Below are 16,924 nucleotides of genomic sequence, written 5' to 3'. Positions count from 1 at the left end.
GCCAATCGCTATCCAATGCAAGCACGTGGGCATCGGTCTGGGGCAAGAGGCCCTGGAGCCGCTCTTGCGTCAGCAGCACCTTGGGAGCGGCATCAGCCAGCATGTAGGCCAGCCGATCTGCCGGATAAGCGGGATCCAGCGGCACATAGGCACCGCCCGCCTTCAGGATGCCCAGCAGGCCCACCACCATCTCCAGACTGCGCTCGGCGCAGATCGCGACCAATACATCGGGTCCTACGTCTAAACTGCGCAGGTAGTGCGCCAGGCGGTTGGCCCGAACGTTGAGTTCAGCATAGGTCAGCTGCTGGTCTTCAAACACCACGGCGACTGCATCCGGCGTATGCTGCGCTTGCGCCTCGAACAGTTCATGAAGGCAGCGGTCCCGGGGATAGTCGGCCTGGGTGGCGTTCCAGTCGTAAAGTACGCGTTGTCGCTCTTCAGCTTCCAGCAGGCTTATCCGGCTTATAGGTACATGAAACTTAGTAACCGTAAGATTGGCGAGCAAATTTAGCAGACGACGCATATGTGTAGCTAAGCTTTTTTCGCTGTAATGCAATGGATTAGCATTAAAATCAAAACGCAAATCGAAACCGCTCTGGTTGTCATAAACATCCAGAGAAAGTTCAAATTCCGGCCCTGTGGAAAGATTATGATTCTGTGCCGGGAAACCTGCAAAACTCTGAACATAATCGAAAACCATCGCATTGACATTCATACCATAGAAGTCACTTCCGTTCGGAGGCAACCCAAAATCCTGACGAAGATCTTCGCTTCGATAGCTTTGATGGCGCAAAGCATCTCGCATAGATCTTGTAGTTTGGCTGAGAAACTCCCCAAAACTTTGCCCGGAATCAACTCTCAATCTCAGTGGAAGAATGTTCGACATCATGCCGGGAATATTGCGCATTTCAGCGCCAATCCGGGCAGATACTGGCATGCCGACAATAATATCCTCCTCACCTGAAAATCGATGCAAATAAAGCGCTACAGCAGCGGTGATAACTTGAGTCAAACTCGCGCCATGGGCCGCGCCCAGACTGCGTAATGTCTCTGCCGTCGAAGAGGCCAAGTAATCTGTCTTACGGATATGCTGGCGGCATGGAATCGGATCCGGTTGTTTACCCGACAGAGTTATCGGCTCTGGCCTGTCTTTCAACTGGGCTAGCCAATAATCCCGATCTCGCCCGTATCTTGCCGAATTACGATAATTCTCTTCATTTTTCAATACATCAAGCCATGAACCGGCAGCATTGTCGTCTAGTGAATTAGCTCCGCTCAAGGAGGAATATACATCTGCAACTTTACGGGCAAAAAGCGGGCCAGTAAATCCATCTGAAACAAGGTGGTGCGTGCGTTGATAATAAATAAAGAAATCGGAACGTATTTTTAAAAGTGCAAACGTAGTTATTGGACCATGGATGATATCGCAGGCTTGTGCCATGTCATCACACATCCAACCCTTAGCAGTGGCATAGGGATCTGTTTCAGTACTAAAATCCAAGTAATGTATAATCCAGTTTTTGTCGCTGGAAAAGTATTGCCTTGGTCCTTCATCAGTAGCAATAAAACGAAGGTGAAAGCTATCATTTTGATCCAAAACAGTACTCACTGCTAATCTGAACAAGTCTGGATCAATAGCTCCTGAAATTTCGGTATATTCACCAATGTTATAGGCAGGGTTTTCTGGTTCCAACATCTGAGCAAACCATATAGAGGTTTGCGCTCTGGTCAATGGATAATATAAGGACATGATTTTTGCCAATCCTTGTAGATTGAGTTGAAATAATATCCCAAGAAGTCAGCCATAACTTGATTAGCCAATCCCGGACAACCGTTTTTTTACTATTTTTCACGCATCACTTTAAATTTACTTAAAGTTTAATTGAGTAAATTTAAATGTTTAATTGAATAAATTCTTGAACCTTGATTTAGCGCACATTGTATGGTGATGGGCTTTACCTAGCGTAAATAATAAGCGGCAAGTAAAACTAGTAGATGGGCTGAGTTGATGTCATAGTTAGTCATTCATCTTTAACCAAGTCTTTCGCTGCTTTAGATGGTAGCTATTATTTATTCTTTTATGGCTGGAGTTAAATACGTACCATTACTTAAATTATTACTTTTTTCTAACATATAGAATGCGCGATCAACAAATAAAACTAGTCGATAGGCTGAGCTGATGCCATAGTTAGTCATTCATCTTTAACCAAGTCTTTCGCTGCTTTAGATGGTAGCTATTATTTATTCTCTGATGTTATGCATGCATGCCGCCGAAAAAAGCTTATCATTTTACCCATGGAAAAAAGAAAAACTTGAGCTATACACCGATTATTTAATCAGTAACAACATTGGGCCCCTGTTCCCAACAGTTCTTACTGCCAGTGCTTAAATTCATCGGATAGCTGTTGACAGGTCCGGATCGGCTCCGCTGTTTGTCTTTACAACAAGATGGTTTCTAAAAAATCATACTGAACCTTTTTAGTAAAACTTTGCGGCATCTCAAGTACGGCTGCGTTTAGCAGTTCATGAATAACCACTTCGGCAAAATGCCGCAACAATGATTCAGGCTCATACTGCTGGCTGCAGGCCAGCGGCATTTGATCGACGGCTGTTTGTATCAATCTCTCATAGTGACCGGATACCGCTTGCCAGCGCCGGTACAGCTCGGTTTTCTCACCCGCCTTCCTGCTTAATAGCCGAGGAATATACTGATCCTTGGCAAAAATTTGTTTTAACGATTGGCTGAAGTAATACCAAAACAAAAAATCACTGCCGATACGGCTGTTGCTGGCCTGGAAACAGCACAGGAAATGAATGTTATTGATCGTTTTCAGAGGCTCCCGCAACGGATAGGCATATACTTGCCAGTCTTGCAGCACCACTGTCCCGTCGACTTCAACATACTCCAGTTCCGGCGACGGTAGCGGCTTGTTCCGGTAAGTGGGCAGGCGCAGAGACAGTAATACGCCCTGCCCTGCGCCTACGGAATCGAGCGCTAACCCGCTTTTTAGAAAATCCAGACAGGACTGGCCTTGCAGATGCCGTAGATGAACTGCGTCTTTACTATCAATCAGAACCTCATCGCTTTCCACCCACATATAAAAACCGCCGGATTGAATAAAGTCTGGCGTGTTTTCCAGAATCCAGGCTCCATGTATTACGTTCATAAAACTGTCTATGTGATCAGGCTAAGGAAAATAGGTTATAACTATGATAACGCAACAAATAAACTACCAACAAAATCATGCCAATCGAATAGACTCACATTCAGGGAGCCGGCTGAGTCACCGGGAACGCGGCGGCGGCTGAAAACCTCCCATCGTGTTGACATTAAGTAATTGACATGGAATAAGTCAAGGAATGGTAGGAGTGAATTCACTTATGAGGGTATCTGCATACTTGAGGAGGTTATTTTTTTGCACGCTCCTATCAAAGAACGAAAATCACACAACCACTAGAACCATTTCATGAGAAAAATTGCATCGAAAGTTTCCAAACGGCTTAGCAAGCTAAAAACCGGCAACGTCATCGACCTCAGCGACTACCGTCAACAGAAGAAGGCGGCTGAGGAGCTTTTTGATCAGATCGCCACGGCCGAACAGAACATACGAGCGGGCCGCGATCCTTTATATGCCGTTTATATACATGCTCAAAATTTATTATCGGTCCTGGCCGAATGCCTGCAGGATGTTCCGGAACCGTCCTTGAACCGTTTCTTCAGCACCATTGAAGCGGCGGACAATACCTATGTGCCCCAAGGGCCGCCAATGAGTCCGCTCACAGTCAGTTATTTCAATTGCTGGCTTCTGTTTGATCTTAGCGTCGGAATCGATAAGGAAACACTGGCCACGATTATTATCGACCTGGCCGATCAGTTTGGCCTGGACAAACAGATGATTGCAGTCATGAATGCCCTGCAGCGGTCTCGAATGGGCATTTATGAATTTATGGGACAAGAAAATGACAAAGTGTTATTAAGAGAACTCACGGGCAATGACATCATTACCTGTCTCTGCCCGGCGGGTTATCAAGGATCCCATCCTGGCGAATTATGGTTTGCCCGGATATTGCCTCCCGCATTGGGCCTGTTTGATTACAGCCTGGTTTTCACGACCTCGTATGTTCTGCTTGATCCCGATAAAAAAAGCTGGATTGCCTATCTGAACCGCACGATCGGCGGCAAGAAAACCCGGACAACGGCAAGTTCGCTCGAAAACCTGATGAAGTACGGCCTATCGGAAAATTACTGGCACGAGTATATTTTCGAATCTTATGTCAATCACAGGCCGGAAGCGGTTTTTCTCAAGGGCTTGCCGGATATCCGCTCGTCCCGGCCACATCATACGGACAATCCTGAATTCGCCTCCATTTTGCCGGACTGCCATTTACCGTAACCGCATAGACCGAACAGATCTTCCATGAACACGATCACTGAAGCGCTGACAGGCATTGTCAGCCGAGTCACTTATCATAACCCCGCCACAGGCTGGTCAGTGTTGCGTGTTCAACCGTTTCAATCGCCGCAGCAGCAAGAAACCGTCACCGTTCATCAAACCAAAGTCTTTGCAGGGGCTACGATGGAATTTCGGGGCGCCTGGACGGTTGATCCTAAATACGGCCGCCAATTTAAGGCAACCGAGGCGATCGAAAAGATACCCGCGACTACCGCCTCGATAGAAAAATATCTGGGTTCCGGATTGATTAAAGGGGTCGGCCCTCAAACCGCAAAGAAAATCGTCAAATACTTCAAGAATGAGACCCTGGATATCTTTGAAAATGATATTCAACGCTTGATGGAAGTGCCCGGAATTGCCAGAAAGAAACTCGAAATGATAGAGCGGGCCTGGACGGAACATCGCGCCATCCGCGAAGTGATGATGTTTCTTCAGGGACATGGCATCAGCACGCTGTTTGCCGTAAAAATCTACAAAGAATATGGAGACCAGGCCATCGCCATGGTGACGGAGGATCCATACCGTTTGGCGAACGATATTTATGGCATCGGTTTTTTCTCCGCCGATAAAGTGGCGCTGAGCATTGGTTTGGCCAAGGATTCCAAGCAACGCCTGATGGCGGCGATAAAACACGTGCTGGCGGCAAGCCGGGAGCACGGCCATTGTTATCTGATGGAACGGCAGATTCAGGCCGACATTCTTGACCTGCTTGAAATCGACCTGGGAGAACGCCTACACGATTACCTGGAACGCATGGAACAGGAAGGTCTGCTTTGCACCCGCCCGCTTCTCCATGAGAATGAGGAAACCACCTGTTATTACTCCAAAACGCTGTTTTACGATGAAGCGGCGGTTGCAAGGATCATTTGCGGCATGAAAGGCCGTATTGCCAGCGAACCGGAAAGGATTGCCAAATGGATCGACCAGTACTGCCAAAAAAAATCGATTACCTTGAGCGATGAACAGACGGATGCGGCCAAGGGAGTGGTGCAACAGCGTTTTTCCGTACTGACTGGCGGTCCCGGCTGCGGAAAGACCACGACAACATTAGTCATCGTGCGTCTTTTGGAAGCGATGAAAAAGGCCGTTGTACTTGCCGCCCCTACCGGACGCGCGGCACAGCGCATGAGTGAAGTGATCGGGCGGGAAGCCAAAACCATTCATCGCTTACTGGAATGGAAAGGCGGCGAATTTCAGATGAACGAGAACAACAAGTTGCAAACGGATTTTTTGATTGTCGATGAATGTTCCATGCTGGATATCAGTTTAACCGCTTCCCTGCTAAAAGCCGTGCCCGATGCGTGTCAGGTGCTTTTTATCGGCGATCCGGATCAACTGCCTTCCGTCGGTGCGGGCAATGTGCTCAAGGACATCATTGCCTCCGGCGCGGTTCCCTGTTTCCGATTGACCCAGGTTTTCCGCCAGGCGCAACAGTCTCTGATCATTCAATATGCCCACCAGATTAATCGGGGAGAAACGCCTTGCATCGACTCGCCGTTCAAAACGCCCGACATCTGGCAGAAAGGCGCCGATTGCCTGTTTATCGATTCGGATGAAGCCACTCAAGAGCAATTGGGTTTTATTACCCGGGTGAAACGCCACTTTGACTGGAAAATCCAGGAACTGGAGCATCTGGCTTCTTATCAATCGCACACAGCTCAAACGCCGTATGAGTTCCGGGTTGAGGAAGCCATTCAGTCGCCCTACGAAGTGGATTTTGTTGTCCCGGATAAATTCAGGCATGTAGATCTTGAACAATTGAAACAAAGTGAAGATCAGGTGGAGGCCCTGAAATCCGTCGTCAAGAAAATACATCCGTGGTCTTCGCTGCATTATGGGCTGTCCGCGGTGGATTGCGTGGTGAAGCTTTATCTGGACTGGATTCCGAAATATTCCGGACGAAATACCGAGATACAGATTTTAACGCCGATGACCCGGGGCAGTCTGGGCTCTGCCAATCTCAACAAGGTGATTCAGGCACAGGCGAATCCCCCAAGCGAACACAAGTGCCAATTGCAGGTGGGCGAGCGGATTTTCAGAGAAGGCGATCGCGTGATTCATCGTCGTAATAATTATGACCTCAATGTCTTTAACGGGGATATCGGTCAAATCGTTTCGATCAATAATGAGGAGTTGACCGCGGTAGTGTCTTTTTATCCGGATAATCGGGAGGTTTCCTACCGGAAAGAGGATATTATGGAACTTGACCTGGCTTATGCGATTACGATTCATAAGTCTCAAGGCAGTGAATTTAAAGCCGTGATTATTCCTGTCCTGACCCAGCATTTCAAAATGCTGTATCGCAATCTGGTTTACACCGGATTAACGAGAGCCAAAAATTTGGCCGTCTTTGTTGGCACCCGAAAAGCGTTGGCCATGGCCATCCGGCAACAGGATGTCAGCCGGAGACAAACCGCTTTGGAAACGCTGATCAAGGGTTGTCGATAGTGGTCATGGAATGGGCGTTCTTTACCGTCTGGCCGGTCCGGCTTTGCGACTGTTGATACAGCCGGTCCGCCAAATCCTGAATCATTTCGCCCATCGCCAATTTCTGTTTCCAGACTGCTGGAATGCCCGAGCTGCCATAATAGGCGCCGGCCAGCTGTCCGCAGACGGCCGCCGTGGTATCGGCATCATCGCCCAGATTGGCGGCCTTGAGGATTGCCTCGCAGAAGCTGTCGGTGGTCCAGAAACACCACAGTGCCGCTTCCAGGCAATCGACCACATAGCCGGTGCCGCGAATGCTGTCTTCGCTTTTATCGCGGTAATGGCCGCTGGCAATCCCGGCGATCTTGGGTTCACCTATAAATGAACTGCCATCGGCAAATAGCACCTGCGCCTTATTTTCGCCGTTTAAGGCCCGAATGAGTTGTTGGCTATACAAACGGCAGGCATCGAGGCATTCTGCCGCGCCATGAGTCGTTTTCGAACTTTCCGCCGCAAACGCCACGGCCTGCTCGATATCCGGGTAATAAAACAGCGGAATCGGCGCCAGGCGCATCAGGCTGCCGTTGCCGGCGGACCTGGCGTCGGTGGAGCCGGCATAGGGATTGCCGCCGGCCTTATAATGGCGCAATGCGTTGCTGACCGTATTGCCGATATCAAAACAACGACCATTGCTGCTCAGATAGCCGTCATCACGCCAGCGGCAGTACCGCTGCATCTGGTCATCGGCATCGAAGCTCCGGCATTCCAGCAGGCTGACAGCCAGACACAAGGCCATCGAGGTGTCGTCGGTCCATTGGCCGGGCTCAAGCCGGAAAGGCCCGCCCCCGATCATGTCGGCAATTGGCGTAAAGCTGCCTTTGGGTCTGAATTCCAGCGTGGTGCCGACCGCATCGCCGACCGCCAGCCCCAGCAGGCAGCCCCGAAAACGCTCTTGTAAAGTATTCATAAAAATATCCTTCATCAGCAAAATTTTGAGTGGCTGAACCAGGACGGGCACTCGGTCCTGATTTCTGATGCTGCTCAGCCGGCGCAGCCAAGTTTGTCTAGTGCCTCAATCACCGCATGATCGTCGGCGTGATTGAACACCTGCAACAGCTGTGGCTTCGCCACCAGTATCACGAGCCAGGGACTCCCAGCCCATTTGCGTCGGCAAGCCACCAACTCGACGGGCGTATACGGTTCTGTTGCGCTAATTTTTGATAGGTGCGGATGGACTATCGGCTGATGGAATCAGGCTGTCAAGGCATAAAACTGTTCGGTGCCGAACCCTTTCAACGGCCGATTCATACCCGCAAGACAATTTGAACGCGCTACCTGAATTATCGATAACTGTATCACCGCTCTGGCGACTGGTTGTCTTATCTGTAGGGACGTTGTTGAATAAATCAAAGTTTGGCCAAACTGCCCATTTCTAGCGCTAGTTAACCTGAGTTCGGGATAAAAAAGGGAGCAGGTTCTTGTTATAAAAGAGAAAATAAGTTTTCGACGCTAACTTTCTCCGAACAAAAACCTGCCTTTATGAAATTAACACACTTATTCTGCGATGTGGACGATTTTTGCCAAACCTTTATAGCGGACTGGCAAAAAAATCAATTAACCCAAGGTAAGAAGAAACGCCATCGTCTCCATCGGATGAGTGATAGCGAGATGATCACGATTTTAGTGGCTTACCATCAAGCCGGTTTTCGAACCTTCAAATGGTTTTATCTGAGGCATGTGCAGCGCTATTGGCGAGCTGAGTTTCCTAATCTGCTAAGCTATAATCGCTTTATCGAGCTGATGCCAAAACTGTTGGCGCCGCTCACCGCCTTTATGGCCAGTCGCCGAGGCGCTTCGGCAGGTATTGCCTTTATTGATTCAACACCGCTGGGCGTGTGCGAGAATATCCGTATTCCCCGGCACAAAACCTTCACCCAGGAAGCCGGGCGCGGCAAATCGTCGACCGGCTGGNTTTATGGCTTCAAATTGCATCTGATCGTCAATGACCAGGGCGAGATTCTGTCATTTTGCATCACACCGGGCAATGTCGATGATCGCAAACCAGTCCCCGATCTGGTGAAATCATTGACGGGAAAGCTGTTTGGCGACCGGGGCTATATTTCCAGGAAGTTAACTGACTTATTGGCCCATCAGAATGTCACGCTGATTACTACGCTGAAGAAAAACATGAAGCCGCAAGTGATGGATGTGTTTGACAAATGTTTGCTGCGCAAGCGTAGCATCATTGAAACGATCAATGATCAACTCAAGAATATTGGCGATCTTGAACACTCGCGGCATCGTTCTTTGAGCAACTATTTGTCCAATATCATCGCTTGTCTGGTGGCCTATACCTATCAGGAGAAAAAGCCGGCTCTCAATTTGCGCGATGTCGATTGGTTGCCTTTTATTTCGAATGCTTAAACCGAACTGAGGTTAGTTAGATTTTTATGGACACAGGCAGATCCGGATGGGTCATTCTGTTGAATCAACATAGCTTCGCGGGTTAGAACCTGTTTTTCGCTGCCGCCTTATGCGACCTTGGTCAGCAAGGGTTTGAATATGGGGTCTCGCGGTGTGTCGCCAGCGGCTGAACAAACTGCGTTCTTGTGTGGTGGAACCACTACTTGCGATAACGAGATTTTTTAATTTTATGGCTGCGGCTCTCGTTATGTTTTACGGCATGCAGTGATATCGATTGGAAGAGTAGAGCCAGGATAAGCTCATATAAACGACTGGAATGCTGAAAACCTGATTTATTCAACAACGCCCGGTAATCGGATTTCAAAAATTCCGGGAGTTTCTGTTTACTCCCTGGTCAGAAAGATTTTTGAGTATGTCTTTTAACGAAACAAGGTTCAACGTGATTCTGAATAAGACGTCATTGTTTTGTAACAACCCGTAACAATTATAGGTCCGTCGCATGATATTGGTCTGGTTTAAGGTATTGTTCCTTGATTCCGGGCGTTGATCCACCAGAATATGCAGCTTTTCATTATTTCTAATCGAGCTTAAATAGTGCCGATCCACTGAAATCTCATGAGACGTATAAACCATAGGATTGAGTTTAAAGTCATGATTTTCTAATTGCGCTTTTTCCAGCAAGGCACCGGAGCTCAGGCTGCAAGGAAATATCTCCGGGTACTGCGCAATATGCCTTAACTCATCGAAATAATCGGATTGCTCGGCGAACGACCCGGACAGAAAGTTTTTAACCGCCCCGTTGTTCAGATATTTCCGTTTAAGAAAATAATCAGTGCCGGGAACGATGGTGCAATCCGGAACTTCATTAAGATCGGGCAGACTGTCAAGTTTGGTGTCAGCTAAAAATAGCGGCGCCTGGGTTTCTTTTTTAAAGCCCAGCAGCACGGTTTTGTCGTCCGATTTCATAGCAATGCGATTACCGAGCGTCAGGCTGGGGATAGTGTTAATCAGTGTTTTTTTAATATCCAGATAGACTGGTACCCGAGGGCGGACGGCGTTAACAAAAGTGATTTGATAGTTACTGAAACGCAAATTGTTCTCGGCAATCACTTTGTTTTCATGATGCATTTTTCGATAAAGGCCCATTTGATATTCGATGAGGGTATTGAGTTGAAAACCCAACACGATAGGGCCTTTGAACGGGTTATGCACAATTTGTAGCCATTTGTACTTGTCATGAAACAAATTGAAGTCATCAGAAGCGTTACGCGCTACTTCTATATGCAGCTGATTGAAAATAAACGGTTGATTATTCATTATTTTCTCATGCTATCTTGTAAAGTTTTTCGTTTGCTCGTGAAATTGACAGCGCCTTGCGCACTATCCCCTTCGCATCGGGACGACAGGTTTCTCCTTACCAAAGCCTGAATCAAGGTCACGCCACCTTCATGCCGAACACCAGTTGGGCAGTCAGCAGGCATCCCCAATCTTCGTCGGGGGCAGAAATCAGGCCCCCGGTTTTGATGCCGAGGGAGTATGTTTCGATGCGTCATCAGCGGTTCACTCACACTCGTCTTCTTGATTCACACCTGACGGAGTTTGACTCTGTCTTTTCCAACAACGCTCGCCACGGCAGCATTTGACTGCCGCAGCTTGCGGTGGTTGGCCGCCTTGGCTTTGAACTGCAGTGAGTGACTTCTTCTTTTCTTGCTCATGGTTTTTTTCCTCATACGTTGAAATCACCATAGAGCCGTTTTATCACTTACTACCGTCTGATTTTTGGGTCCATTTCTATTCGTGTACTCAGCCTTATCATTAATCTGCATCGCTGGAATAGTCACTGTGCCCGTAGCGGGATCATAAGCAGTGAAAGTCTAGGAAACAGGCGGTTTCTCAGCAGCAAGAACGCTGAATGTTCCATCCGGATTGGCCTTCAATTTAACATTTACAAACTCAACTCTACCCTTAACCAGCACCTCTGGAATAGTCGCCATGCCGGTAACGGGATCATAGGTGGCGCTAGCCGCCGCAACGGGAGCCTGAGGCGCTTCAGAAGAAAGAACACTCAGTGTTCCTCCGGGATTAAACCCCAATTTGACATTGGAAAACTCAACCTTATCACCAACCTGCACTGCCGGAATAATTGCTGTGCCCGTAGCAGGATCATAAGTAGCGGAAACAGAAGGTGCTTCAAATGTTCCGCTGGGATTTAACTTCTGTTTGTGCAGGGCCTGTCCACGGATTTGCATCTTCTCCCGCTTTGCATCCACTTTGTCATTTTTAGGAGATGTTTCTTTAGGAGATGTTTCGCCGGAGGATATCGGTTCCGACAATGCGTCGGCGAAAGGTACTACATCTTGCTGGCAGCTAGCTTCAGGGCTGGCAACTTTGGAGGTGAGCAGATAGCGAGACACAGCCTGGTCCACGCAGGTCGAGAGAAGCAGTGACGTATGTCCCCAACCTTCGAGGGTCAGAAGGGCTGAATTGGGCAGGAGGCTGTGTGTTTGCAGGGCTCCTTCATACGGTGTTAAGGGGTCGAAACGGTTTGCAACAAGGAGTATCGGCTTTGAGGTCTTTTGAGTAAACGGGCCGAGATAGCGATCTGGATCGTTACCCTGCCAAACTGCACAAGGGCTGGATTGCCAGGCCCCGATGCGCCCAAATACCCCAACATTTATATCGGCCGCTTCTCCCGCCAAGGACCAGGCCGCGTGATTATCAGGATTATTGGTATCGGTACACATGGACGCGAATTGCTGTGCGGTGCGTGTCAGATCACCGGGACTAGTTACGCCACCCATGGCGGTAGCTAAAGCGACAAATGCCGTTCCCGCCCTCTCGGCTGCGTCTTCCGAACCGTCAATGATAGCGGCGTGAATTTCATTCAAGACAATAGCAAGCAGTGGCCATCCCGATGAATTCGCCATTACGCTGAAAACCGTTGCAATGAACTGGTCATAGGTAAGGTCAAAAGGACCGATGGTCGGATCGAACAGATGCACAGGAACCGCTCGCAGATGATCGACCATGAAATCAAACTTGCTGGCCGCATCATTGCCGAAGGGACACTGATCTAAACTCGCTTGATCGCAAAGTCGGAAAAATTCATTCAGCGTCGCCTGCGACCCTTCATCTATGTGGAATCTCGTGGTAACTGGTAGCGTAGATCCCTCGTCGCCGACACCGGTCGTGTAGGCTATGGGATCAACAATGCCATCCAGAACCATGGCCCGGATCTTGTTAGGGAATAGGTTCGCATAAGTGACGCCGAGAAAGCTCCCATGGCTGTAGCCCACATAATTTAGTTTGCTATCGCCAACTGCCTGACGGAGGAAATCGAGATCTCGCGCAACATTAGCGGTTGACATATGATTAAGCACACTGCCCCCGTTATATTTGCATGCCATGGCCAGATTTCTATCGAATTTTTCCTTCGAGGCGTCTTCGTCAGGATTACGGGGGAAAAAGAACTGCGGCACGATAATTGGACCCACGTTAACTGGACCATCAAAGCACAGGAGAGGACTGCTGCGAGATGTCCCTCTAGGATCGAAGCCGATGACGTCGAAGTATGTGCGGATTTCTGTCGGAAGAAATTGGCCAATGCCGAGCACGAAGTCGACTCCCGAATTACCAGGCCCTCCGGGGTTGAAGAAAAGCGATCCAATTTTTCTTCCAGGCTTTTTTCTTTCATGTATGGTTGCTGGCAATTTAATCAGGGCGAGGTTTAGTTTTTCCCCGTCAGGCGCATTATAGTCGAGAGGTACATCGGCAGACCCACAAAAAAATGGGAGGCCGGATTCTCGAAAACACGCTTGCCAGTCAATAATTGGCGGCTTCTTGTTTGCGATTTGGTTTGCCATAACCATTCCTGGAACAAGTAACAACACAGTAGACCACCGATGAATATATTTAAGAATCATTATCACACCTCTTTTATTAAGGTTTTTATAGGTTCTGTTGCGTTAATTTTTGATGGGCACAGATGGACTATCGGCTGGCGGAATTAAACCGGATACTGCGTCGGTGAAATCATCAGCTCAATCTCGACTGTAGTCTCAATCAAGCTAACCTAAAATATCCATAGAAGCAATCTGAAAAAACACTCAAATCTGAAAAATTAATTAAGAACACATATAAAGTCTCTTGTTATTTCAGACACTTAAATTAAGATTGCGCAAGTTCAGGCTGTTCTTCATAAAACAGCCTGAACCCGAGGTTTTACAGCGTTCTTCAGTGAATAATGGGGAAATGCTGATGATGCAGTGAAGTTGCCTGGTATTCTCAAAACAAACTAGTTTTTAAACTATGCGGCTAACGAAATTTGTAATTCGCCCTGTTACTAGAGCAATTATCGGTCAAATAAAAACGTGTTATGAACTAACCTCGTGTGAGGCAACATGAGTCAGATCCCACCATGCCCAAGTCTTCTTCAGAAGACTTGGGCAGACGTGTAGCCGAGGTCGTTGAAGCAGGCAACACCGTGCGGGCCGTGGCTTTACAATACAGTGTCAGCCCGGACTTTATCTGCCGTTCGAACCCACCCGCTTGAGCGGGTGGGTGTTAAGTCCTTATACAGCCTGGTCAATTCACCCAGTTCTCCAGTTTTAAGCCCTCAACCCGCTCAAATTCAGAGGTATTATTGGTGAGTAACGTCATATTTAAGGACAAAGCAATGGCTGCAATTTGAATATCATAAGCCCCTATAGAGTTGCCTTGTTTCTGGAGCGTTGCACGAATATACGCGGCTTTTTTCGCCGCCTCTAAACTAAAATCCACGACGGTTAACGGGGAGATGAAATTTTCCAGTGCTTTTAAATTACGTTTATGGGAGTTATTTTTTTCAATGCCATAATACAACTCAAAGACAGTAATGGTAGGAATATGCAATTGCTGGATTTGAATTTCTTGAAAGCGTTTCAAAACTTCCGGTGGATGTTTCTTGATTAAATAGATACAAATATTTGTATCCAGCAAGTAGGCTTTCACTCAAACCCGCTCCAATCGCGTTCCTGAGTTTCGGGCTGTTCGCGTCCGTTCGGCATAAAGTCATCTGAGAATTGGTTGATCGCTGCAAACCATTCGTCCCAAGAGGCTTCTATAGGCTCTAAAATGATTTTATTACCTTGTTTGGAAATTTTGACTTCTTTACCTTTTATTCTAAATTCTTTAGGCAGGCGCACGGCTTGTGAGCGGCCGTTTTGAAATAGTTTTGCAGTATGCATGATGTTGCCTCCTGTTAAATGATATATTCCATAAGTATATATCTTTTGTACTTGTGATGTCACTAAGTTGATCTGAATACACGGCAAACCCCGTCGTTCAGGACGGGGAAGGATAGCGCGGCCACGCTAAGTGGCCGCCCGCAAGATTTAAAACCTGTGAAATAATGGATTCATGAAACGTCTCCAAGCCTAACGGCGACCAACAGCTCGCTATGTGCCGCTTTGCCGGCGCCTACTTTGAAAAGTGACAAATCGCTCAGCCTGCGGTTGGATAAGAGTTAAATAAACAAGGCCATTATGTTCAAATCGAGCTGAAGGTTTTCCTGATCCTAAGAGCTTGTTCAATATCTCCGTAGCAACAGCGCCAGGAAGGCCAGATTAACGAACTGTAAGCTGGTATTGAGCAAGCGCTCAGTGTTCTTCCATAATCTTCGGCACTTCTCCAGCCAGGCAAACGAACGCTCTACTACCCAGCGTTGCGGAATGACAGCGAAGGTATGAAGCTCATGGCGTTTGGCCACCTGCACCGAAGCGCCAAGCAGACTCTGAACAGCTTCGGCGAAGGGTTGGCCACTATAGCCGCCATCGACCAGCAGCGAAGTGACCTCAGTTAAGTCTTTCCAGTTCTGTTCAATGGTTTTTAGCGCCCCTTGGCGATCACTGACGTCCGCCGTGGTGATGGCAATTGCATGGGGTAACCCTTGCGTGTCGACAAAAATATGTCGCTTGATACCTGAAACCTTTTTGCCGGCATCATAACCTTTGCTGCGTGCGCAGTCGGTGTTTTTGACACTCTGTGCATCAACGATGCAGAAACTCGTCCTGGCGTTGCGCCCCTGTCTGGTACGGGCCTCGCCAACCTGATTTTTTTAATGCCTGCTCCAGCAGGCTGGTTCCACCTTCAGGTTTCTCGCTCCATAACGAAAAATAATGATGGACCGTGCGCCATTTCGGAAAGTCGCTCGGCAGCATGCGCCACTGGCAGCCGCTCTTCAGCAAGTACAGAATGGCACAGAACACTTCATACAAGTCCACTGTACGAGGTCGGGTTTTCTTGCGAGCATTTTCTAGCAGAGCTCTGATCGGTTCAAATTGTTCGCGACTGATGTCGCTGGGGTACACTTTTCTCATGCCCTCATTATCTATCATACTCAGCAGATATTGAACAGGCTCTAAGCGGCCGATACCGTTATTTTGGTTCTATCAGAGGTTTAGGATTGATTGGTGGTATTGATTTAATTGGCCAAGTTAAACGAGAGGTCTCGGCTACCATTGGATGAGGATAGGCATAAGGCTTATAGTTCGGTTTGGCAAATAAATAAAAGTCTCGGTCCTTCTGGACGTTGGAACTGTTGCTAACAACCTGCATTGATGCATCATTGCCCCATACGTAGGCGGGATCGAGCGACTGATTCCTGCCTCGGCCAATTTGATAGAGTGCCGGATAGCCTGAGTCTTCCTCGACGAGTTCAATAGTGCCTGCGCCCTGATTTTGAGCACCTGCTTTATGGTTGTTGAAAATGACGCCGCTGCCGGCCCGGATGGACATGTAACTCGACTGATTACCATTTTCTATTACATTGAAAGTGTTTTCATAAATCTCCCACCATCTCGCGCCTACCATGCCTGGAGTGCCATGCTGGTCGACTTGAGCCATATTCAGCGTATTATGTCGAAACACGGTTCTGGCGCTGTAGTAACTTTGGACCGCGGAAGTACCCCAGAAATAAGCCGGATTACCGCTTGCGCCTGTATTGTTGAAGGTATTGTCTTCGATGAAAACCATGTTAGGACCGCCTGGCGTTACATCATCTTTCCATCCGCTGTCATCCCAGGTGCCATAGTTATGGATCATTTCGGATGCTCCGCCGCCAGTAAATACATTGTGATCGATTAATACCGGCGCGTTGCCTTCAACTTCAACCAGGATTGATGAGTCGCCTCCGGATATTTTGGAGTGATCCAGTCGTGCTGTAGCACTTGAAGGTGTGCCATGAAAATAAACGGATTTAGGTGATGTAAAGTTAAAGTTGGTAATCCGTGTCGAGGTTCTGTCATTCTGGGTCACATCCACGGCTCCAGTAATCGTCGATCCTTTACCATCAAGGGTAATGCCTTTTGAGCCTGGAATGGTTACCTTGGAACTCCAAGTAGTCGCCGAACAAGATGGGAGTGAAACCGTATCGCCGGATGCTGCCGAGTCTATGGCAGATTGTACAGCTGACTGGGAACAGTTCGAGGAATTGGTACTTGCAGACGCTGAATAGTTTGCTATCCCAATCTGGGAACAACTCGAGGCATTTATTCCCAATAATAAGAATGCAAGGCGGCGGATTTTAAGATTTAATAGGTTCATAAATTTTTCCTTGCTTTGTAGTGGTCAAGTTTTTTCGG

13 protein-coding genes are annotated in these 16,924 nt (G+C 48.0%); 3 read left to right on the top strand and 10 right to left on the bottom strand.

The annotated features are described in order from the left end of the window. Window positions 1–1,696: condensation domain-containing protein (locus METLU_RS26180; RefSeq protein ID WP_231383674.1), on the bottom strand; the 1,696-nt coding region annotated here is incomplete at its 3' end. Window positions 1,697–2,438: 742 nt separating this feature from the next. Further along, entirely contained in the window at window positions 2,439–3,167 is a 729-nt protein-coding gene (locus METLU_RS0121765; protein WP_027160051.1) for a hypothetical protein, read from the bottom strand. Between the two features lie 300 nt (window positions 3,168–3,467). Here METLU_RS0121765 and METLU_RS0121760 point away from each other — a divergent pair, with 300 nt between their 5' ends. Together METLU_RS0121760 and recD2 are read left to right on the top strand one after the other, a co-directional pair. Beyond that, window positions 3,468–4,394, top strand: coding sequence for a hypothetical protein (locus METLU_RS0121760; protein ID WP_027160050.1), 927 nt, complete (start codon window positions 3,468–3,470; stop codon window positions 4,392–4,394). A 24-nt stretch (window positions 4,395–4,418) separates the two neighbouring features. Further along, a complete protein-coding gene (gene recD2, locus METLU_RS0121755) occupies window positions 4,419–6,902 on the top strand; it encodes an SF1B family DNA helicase RecD2 (protein WP_027160049.1) in 2,484 nt (827 codons plus the stop codon). Here recD2 and METLU_RS26175 read toward each other — a convergent pair. Continuing rightward, complete coding sequence (locus METLU_RS26175) at window positions 6,886–7,848, bottom strand: ADP-ribosylglycohydrolase family protein (protein ID WP_051300315.1); 963 nt, start codon at window positions 7,846–7,848, stop codon at window positions 6,886–6,888. The two genes, recD2 and METLU_RS26175, sit on opposite strands and share 17 nt — an antisense overlap. 572 nt (window positions 7,849–8,420) lie before the next feature. On the opposite strand from METLU_RS26175, the gene METLU_RS0121745 reads away from it, so the two are divergent. Next, a complete protein-coding gene (locus METLU_RS0121745) occupies window positions 8,421–9,305 on the top strand; it encodes an IS982 family transposase (RefSeq protein WP_027160048.1) in 885 nt (294 codons plus the stop codon). 360 nt (window positions 9,306–9,665) lie between these two features. On the opposite strand, the gene METLU_RS0121740 is transcribed toward METLU_RS0121745, so the two are convergent. The 7 genes from METLU_RS0121740 to METLU_RS0121705 form a co-directional block, all read right to left on the bottom strand. After that, on the bottom strand, window positions 9,666–10,622 hold the full coding sequence (locus tag METLU_RS0121740; RefSeq protein WP_036243385.1) for a hypothetical protein: 957 nt from the start codon (window positions 10,620–10,622) through the stop codon (window positions 9,666–9,668). A 266-nt stretch (window positions 10,623–10,888) separates the two neighbouring features. Next, a complete protein-coding gene (locus METLU_RS29040) occupies window positions 10,889–11,020 on the bottom strand; it encodes a hypothetical protein (RefSeq protein WP_269209326.1) in 132 nt (43 codons plus the stop codon). A gap of 159 nt (window positions 11,021–11,179) precedes the next feature. Then, the gene (locus METLU_RS26170) at window positions 11,180–13,168 is read right to left on the bottom strand and encodes an alpha/beta hydrolase (protein WP_051300124.1); all 1,989 of its coding nucleotides are present in this window, start codon (window positions 13,166–13,168) and stop codon (window positions 11,180–11,182) included. Between the two features lie 721 nt (window positions 13,169–13,889). Further along, window positions 13,890–14,294 carry a type II toxin-antitoxin system tRNA(fMet)-specific endonuclease VapC gene (gene vapC / locus METLU_RS0121725; RefSeq protein ID WP_027160046.1) on the bottom strand — a complete coding sequence of 135 codons (405 nt, stop codon included), beginning with the start codon at window positions 14,292–14,294 and terminating at the stop codon, window positions 13,890–13,892. Next, on the bottom strand, window positions 14,291–14,530 hold the full coding sequence (gene vapB / locus METLU_RS0121720) for a type II toxin-antitoxin system antitoxin VapB (protein WP_027160045.1): 240 nt from the start codon (window positions 14,528–14,530) through the stop codon (window positions 14,291–14,293). Before vapB ends, vapC begins: the two co-directional genes overlap by 4 nt. Window positions 14,531–14,871: 341 nt before the next feature. After that, window positions 14,872–15,661 (bottom strand): IS5 family transposase gene (locus tag METLU_RS27560; RefSeq protein ID WP_155920432.1). Its coding sequence is split into 2 segments (ribosomal slippage): window positions 14,872–15,400 and window positions 15,399–15,661, totalling 792 coding nucleotides; the frame shifts between segments, so codons are not numbered across the junction. Between the two features lie 58 nt (window positions 15,662–15,719). Further along, window positions 15,720–16,886, bottom strand: a complete 1,167-nt coding sequence (locus tag METLU_RS0121705) for a right-handed parallel beta-helix repeat-containing protein (protein WP_155920667.1) — start codon at window positions 16,884–16,886, stop codon at window positions 15,720–15,722. Window positions 16,887–16,924: the final 38 nt, after the last annotated feature.

The sequence above is a fragment of the Methylobacter luteus IMV-B-3098 genome (genome assembly GCF_000427625.1).
GTDB lineage: Bacteria > Pseudomonadota > Gammaproteobacteria > Methylococcales > Methylomonadaceae > Methylobacter > Methylobacter luteus.
This window is presented reverse-complemented; position numbering and strand designations above follow the sequence as displayed.

Bases quoted from the DNA above. Each gene is read 5' to 3' on its own strand.
- METLU_RS26175 (WP_051300315.1), bottom strand. From the start codon at position 7,848: ATGAATACTTTACAAGAGCGTTTTCGGGGCTGCCTGCTGGGGCTGGCG.
- METLU_RS29040 (WP_269209326.1), bottom strand. From the start codon at position 11,020: ATGAGCAAGAAAAGAAGAAGTCACTCACTGCAGTTCAAAGCCAAGGCG.
- METLU_RS0121760 (WP_027160050.1), top strand. From the start codon at position 3,468: ATGAGAAAAATTGCATCGAAAGTTTCCAAACGGCTTAGCAAGCTAAAA.
- vapB (WP_027160045.1), bottom strand. From the start codon at position 14,530: ATGCATACTGCAAAACTATTTCAAAACGGCCGCTCACAAGCCGTGCGC.
- METLU_RS0121765 (WP_027160051.1), bottom strand. From the start codon at position 3,167: ATGAACGTAATACATGGAGCCTGGATTCTGGAAAACACGCCAGACTTT.
- METLU_RS0121740 (WP_036243385.1), bottom strand. From the start codon at position 10,622: ATGAATAATCAACCGTTTATTTTCAATCAGCTGCATATAGAAGTAGCG.
- METLU_RS0121705 (WP_155920667.1), bottom strand. From the start codon at position 16,886: ATGAACCTATTAAATCTTAAAATCCGCCGCCTTGCATTCTTATTATTG.
- METLU_RS26170 (WP_051300124.1), bottom strand. From the start codon at position 13,168: ATGGCAAACCAAATCGCAAACAAGAAGCCGCCAATTATTGACTGGCAA.
- recD2 (WP_027160049.1), top strand. From the start codon at position 4,419: ATGAACACGATCACTGAAGCGCTGACAGGCATTGTCAGCCGAGTCACT.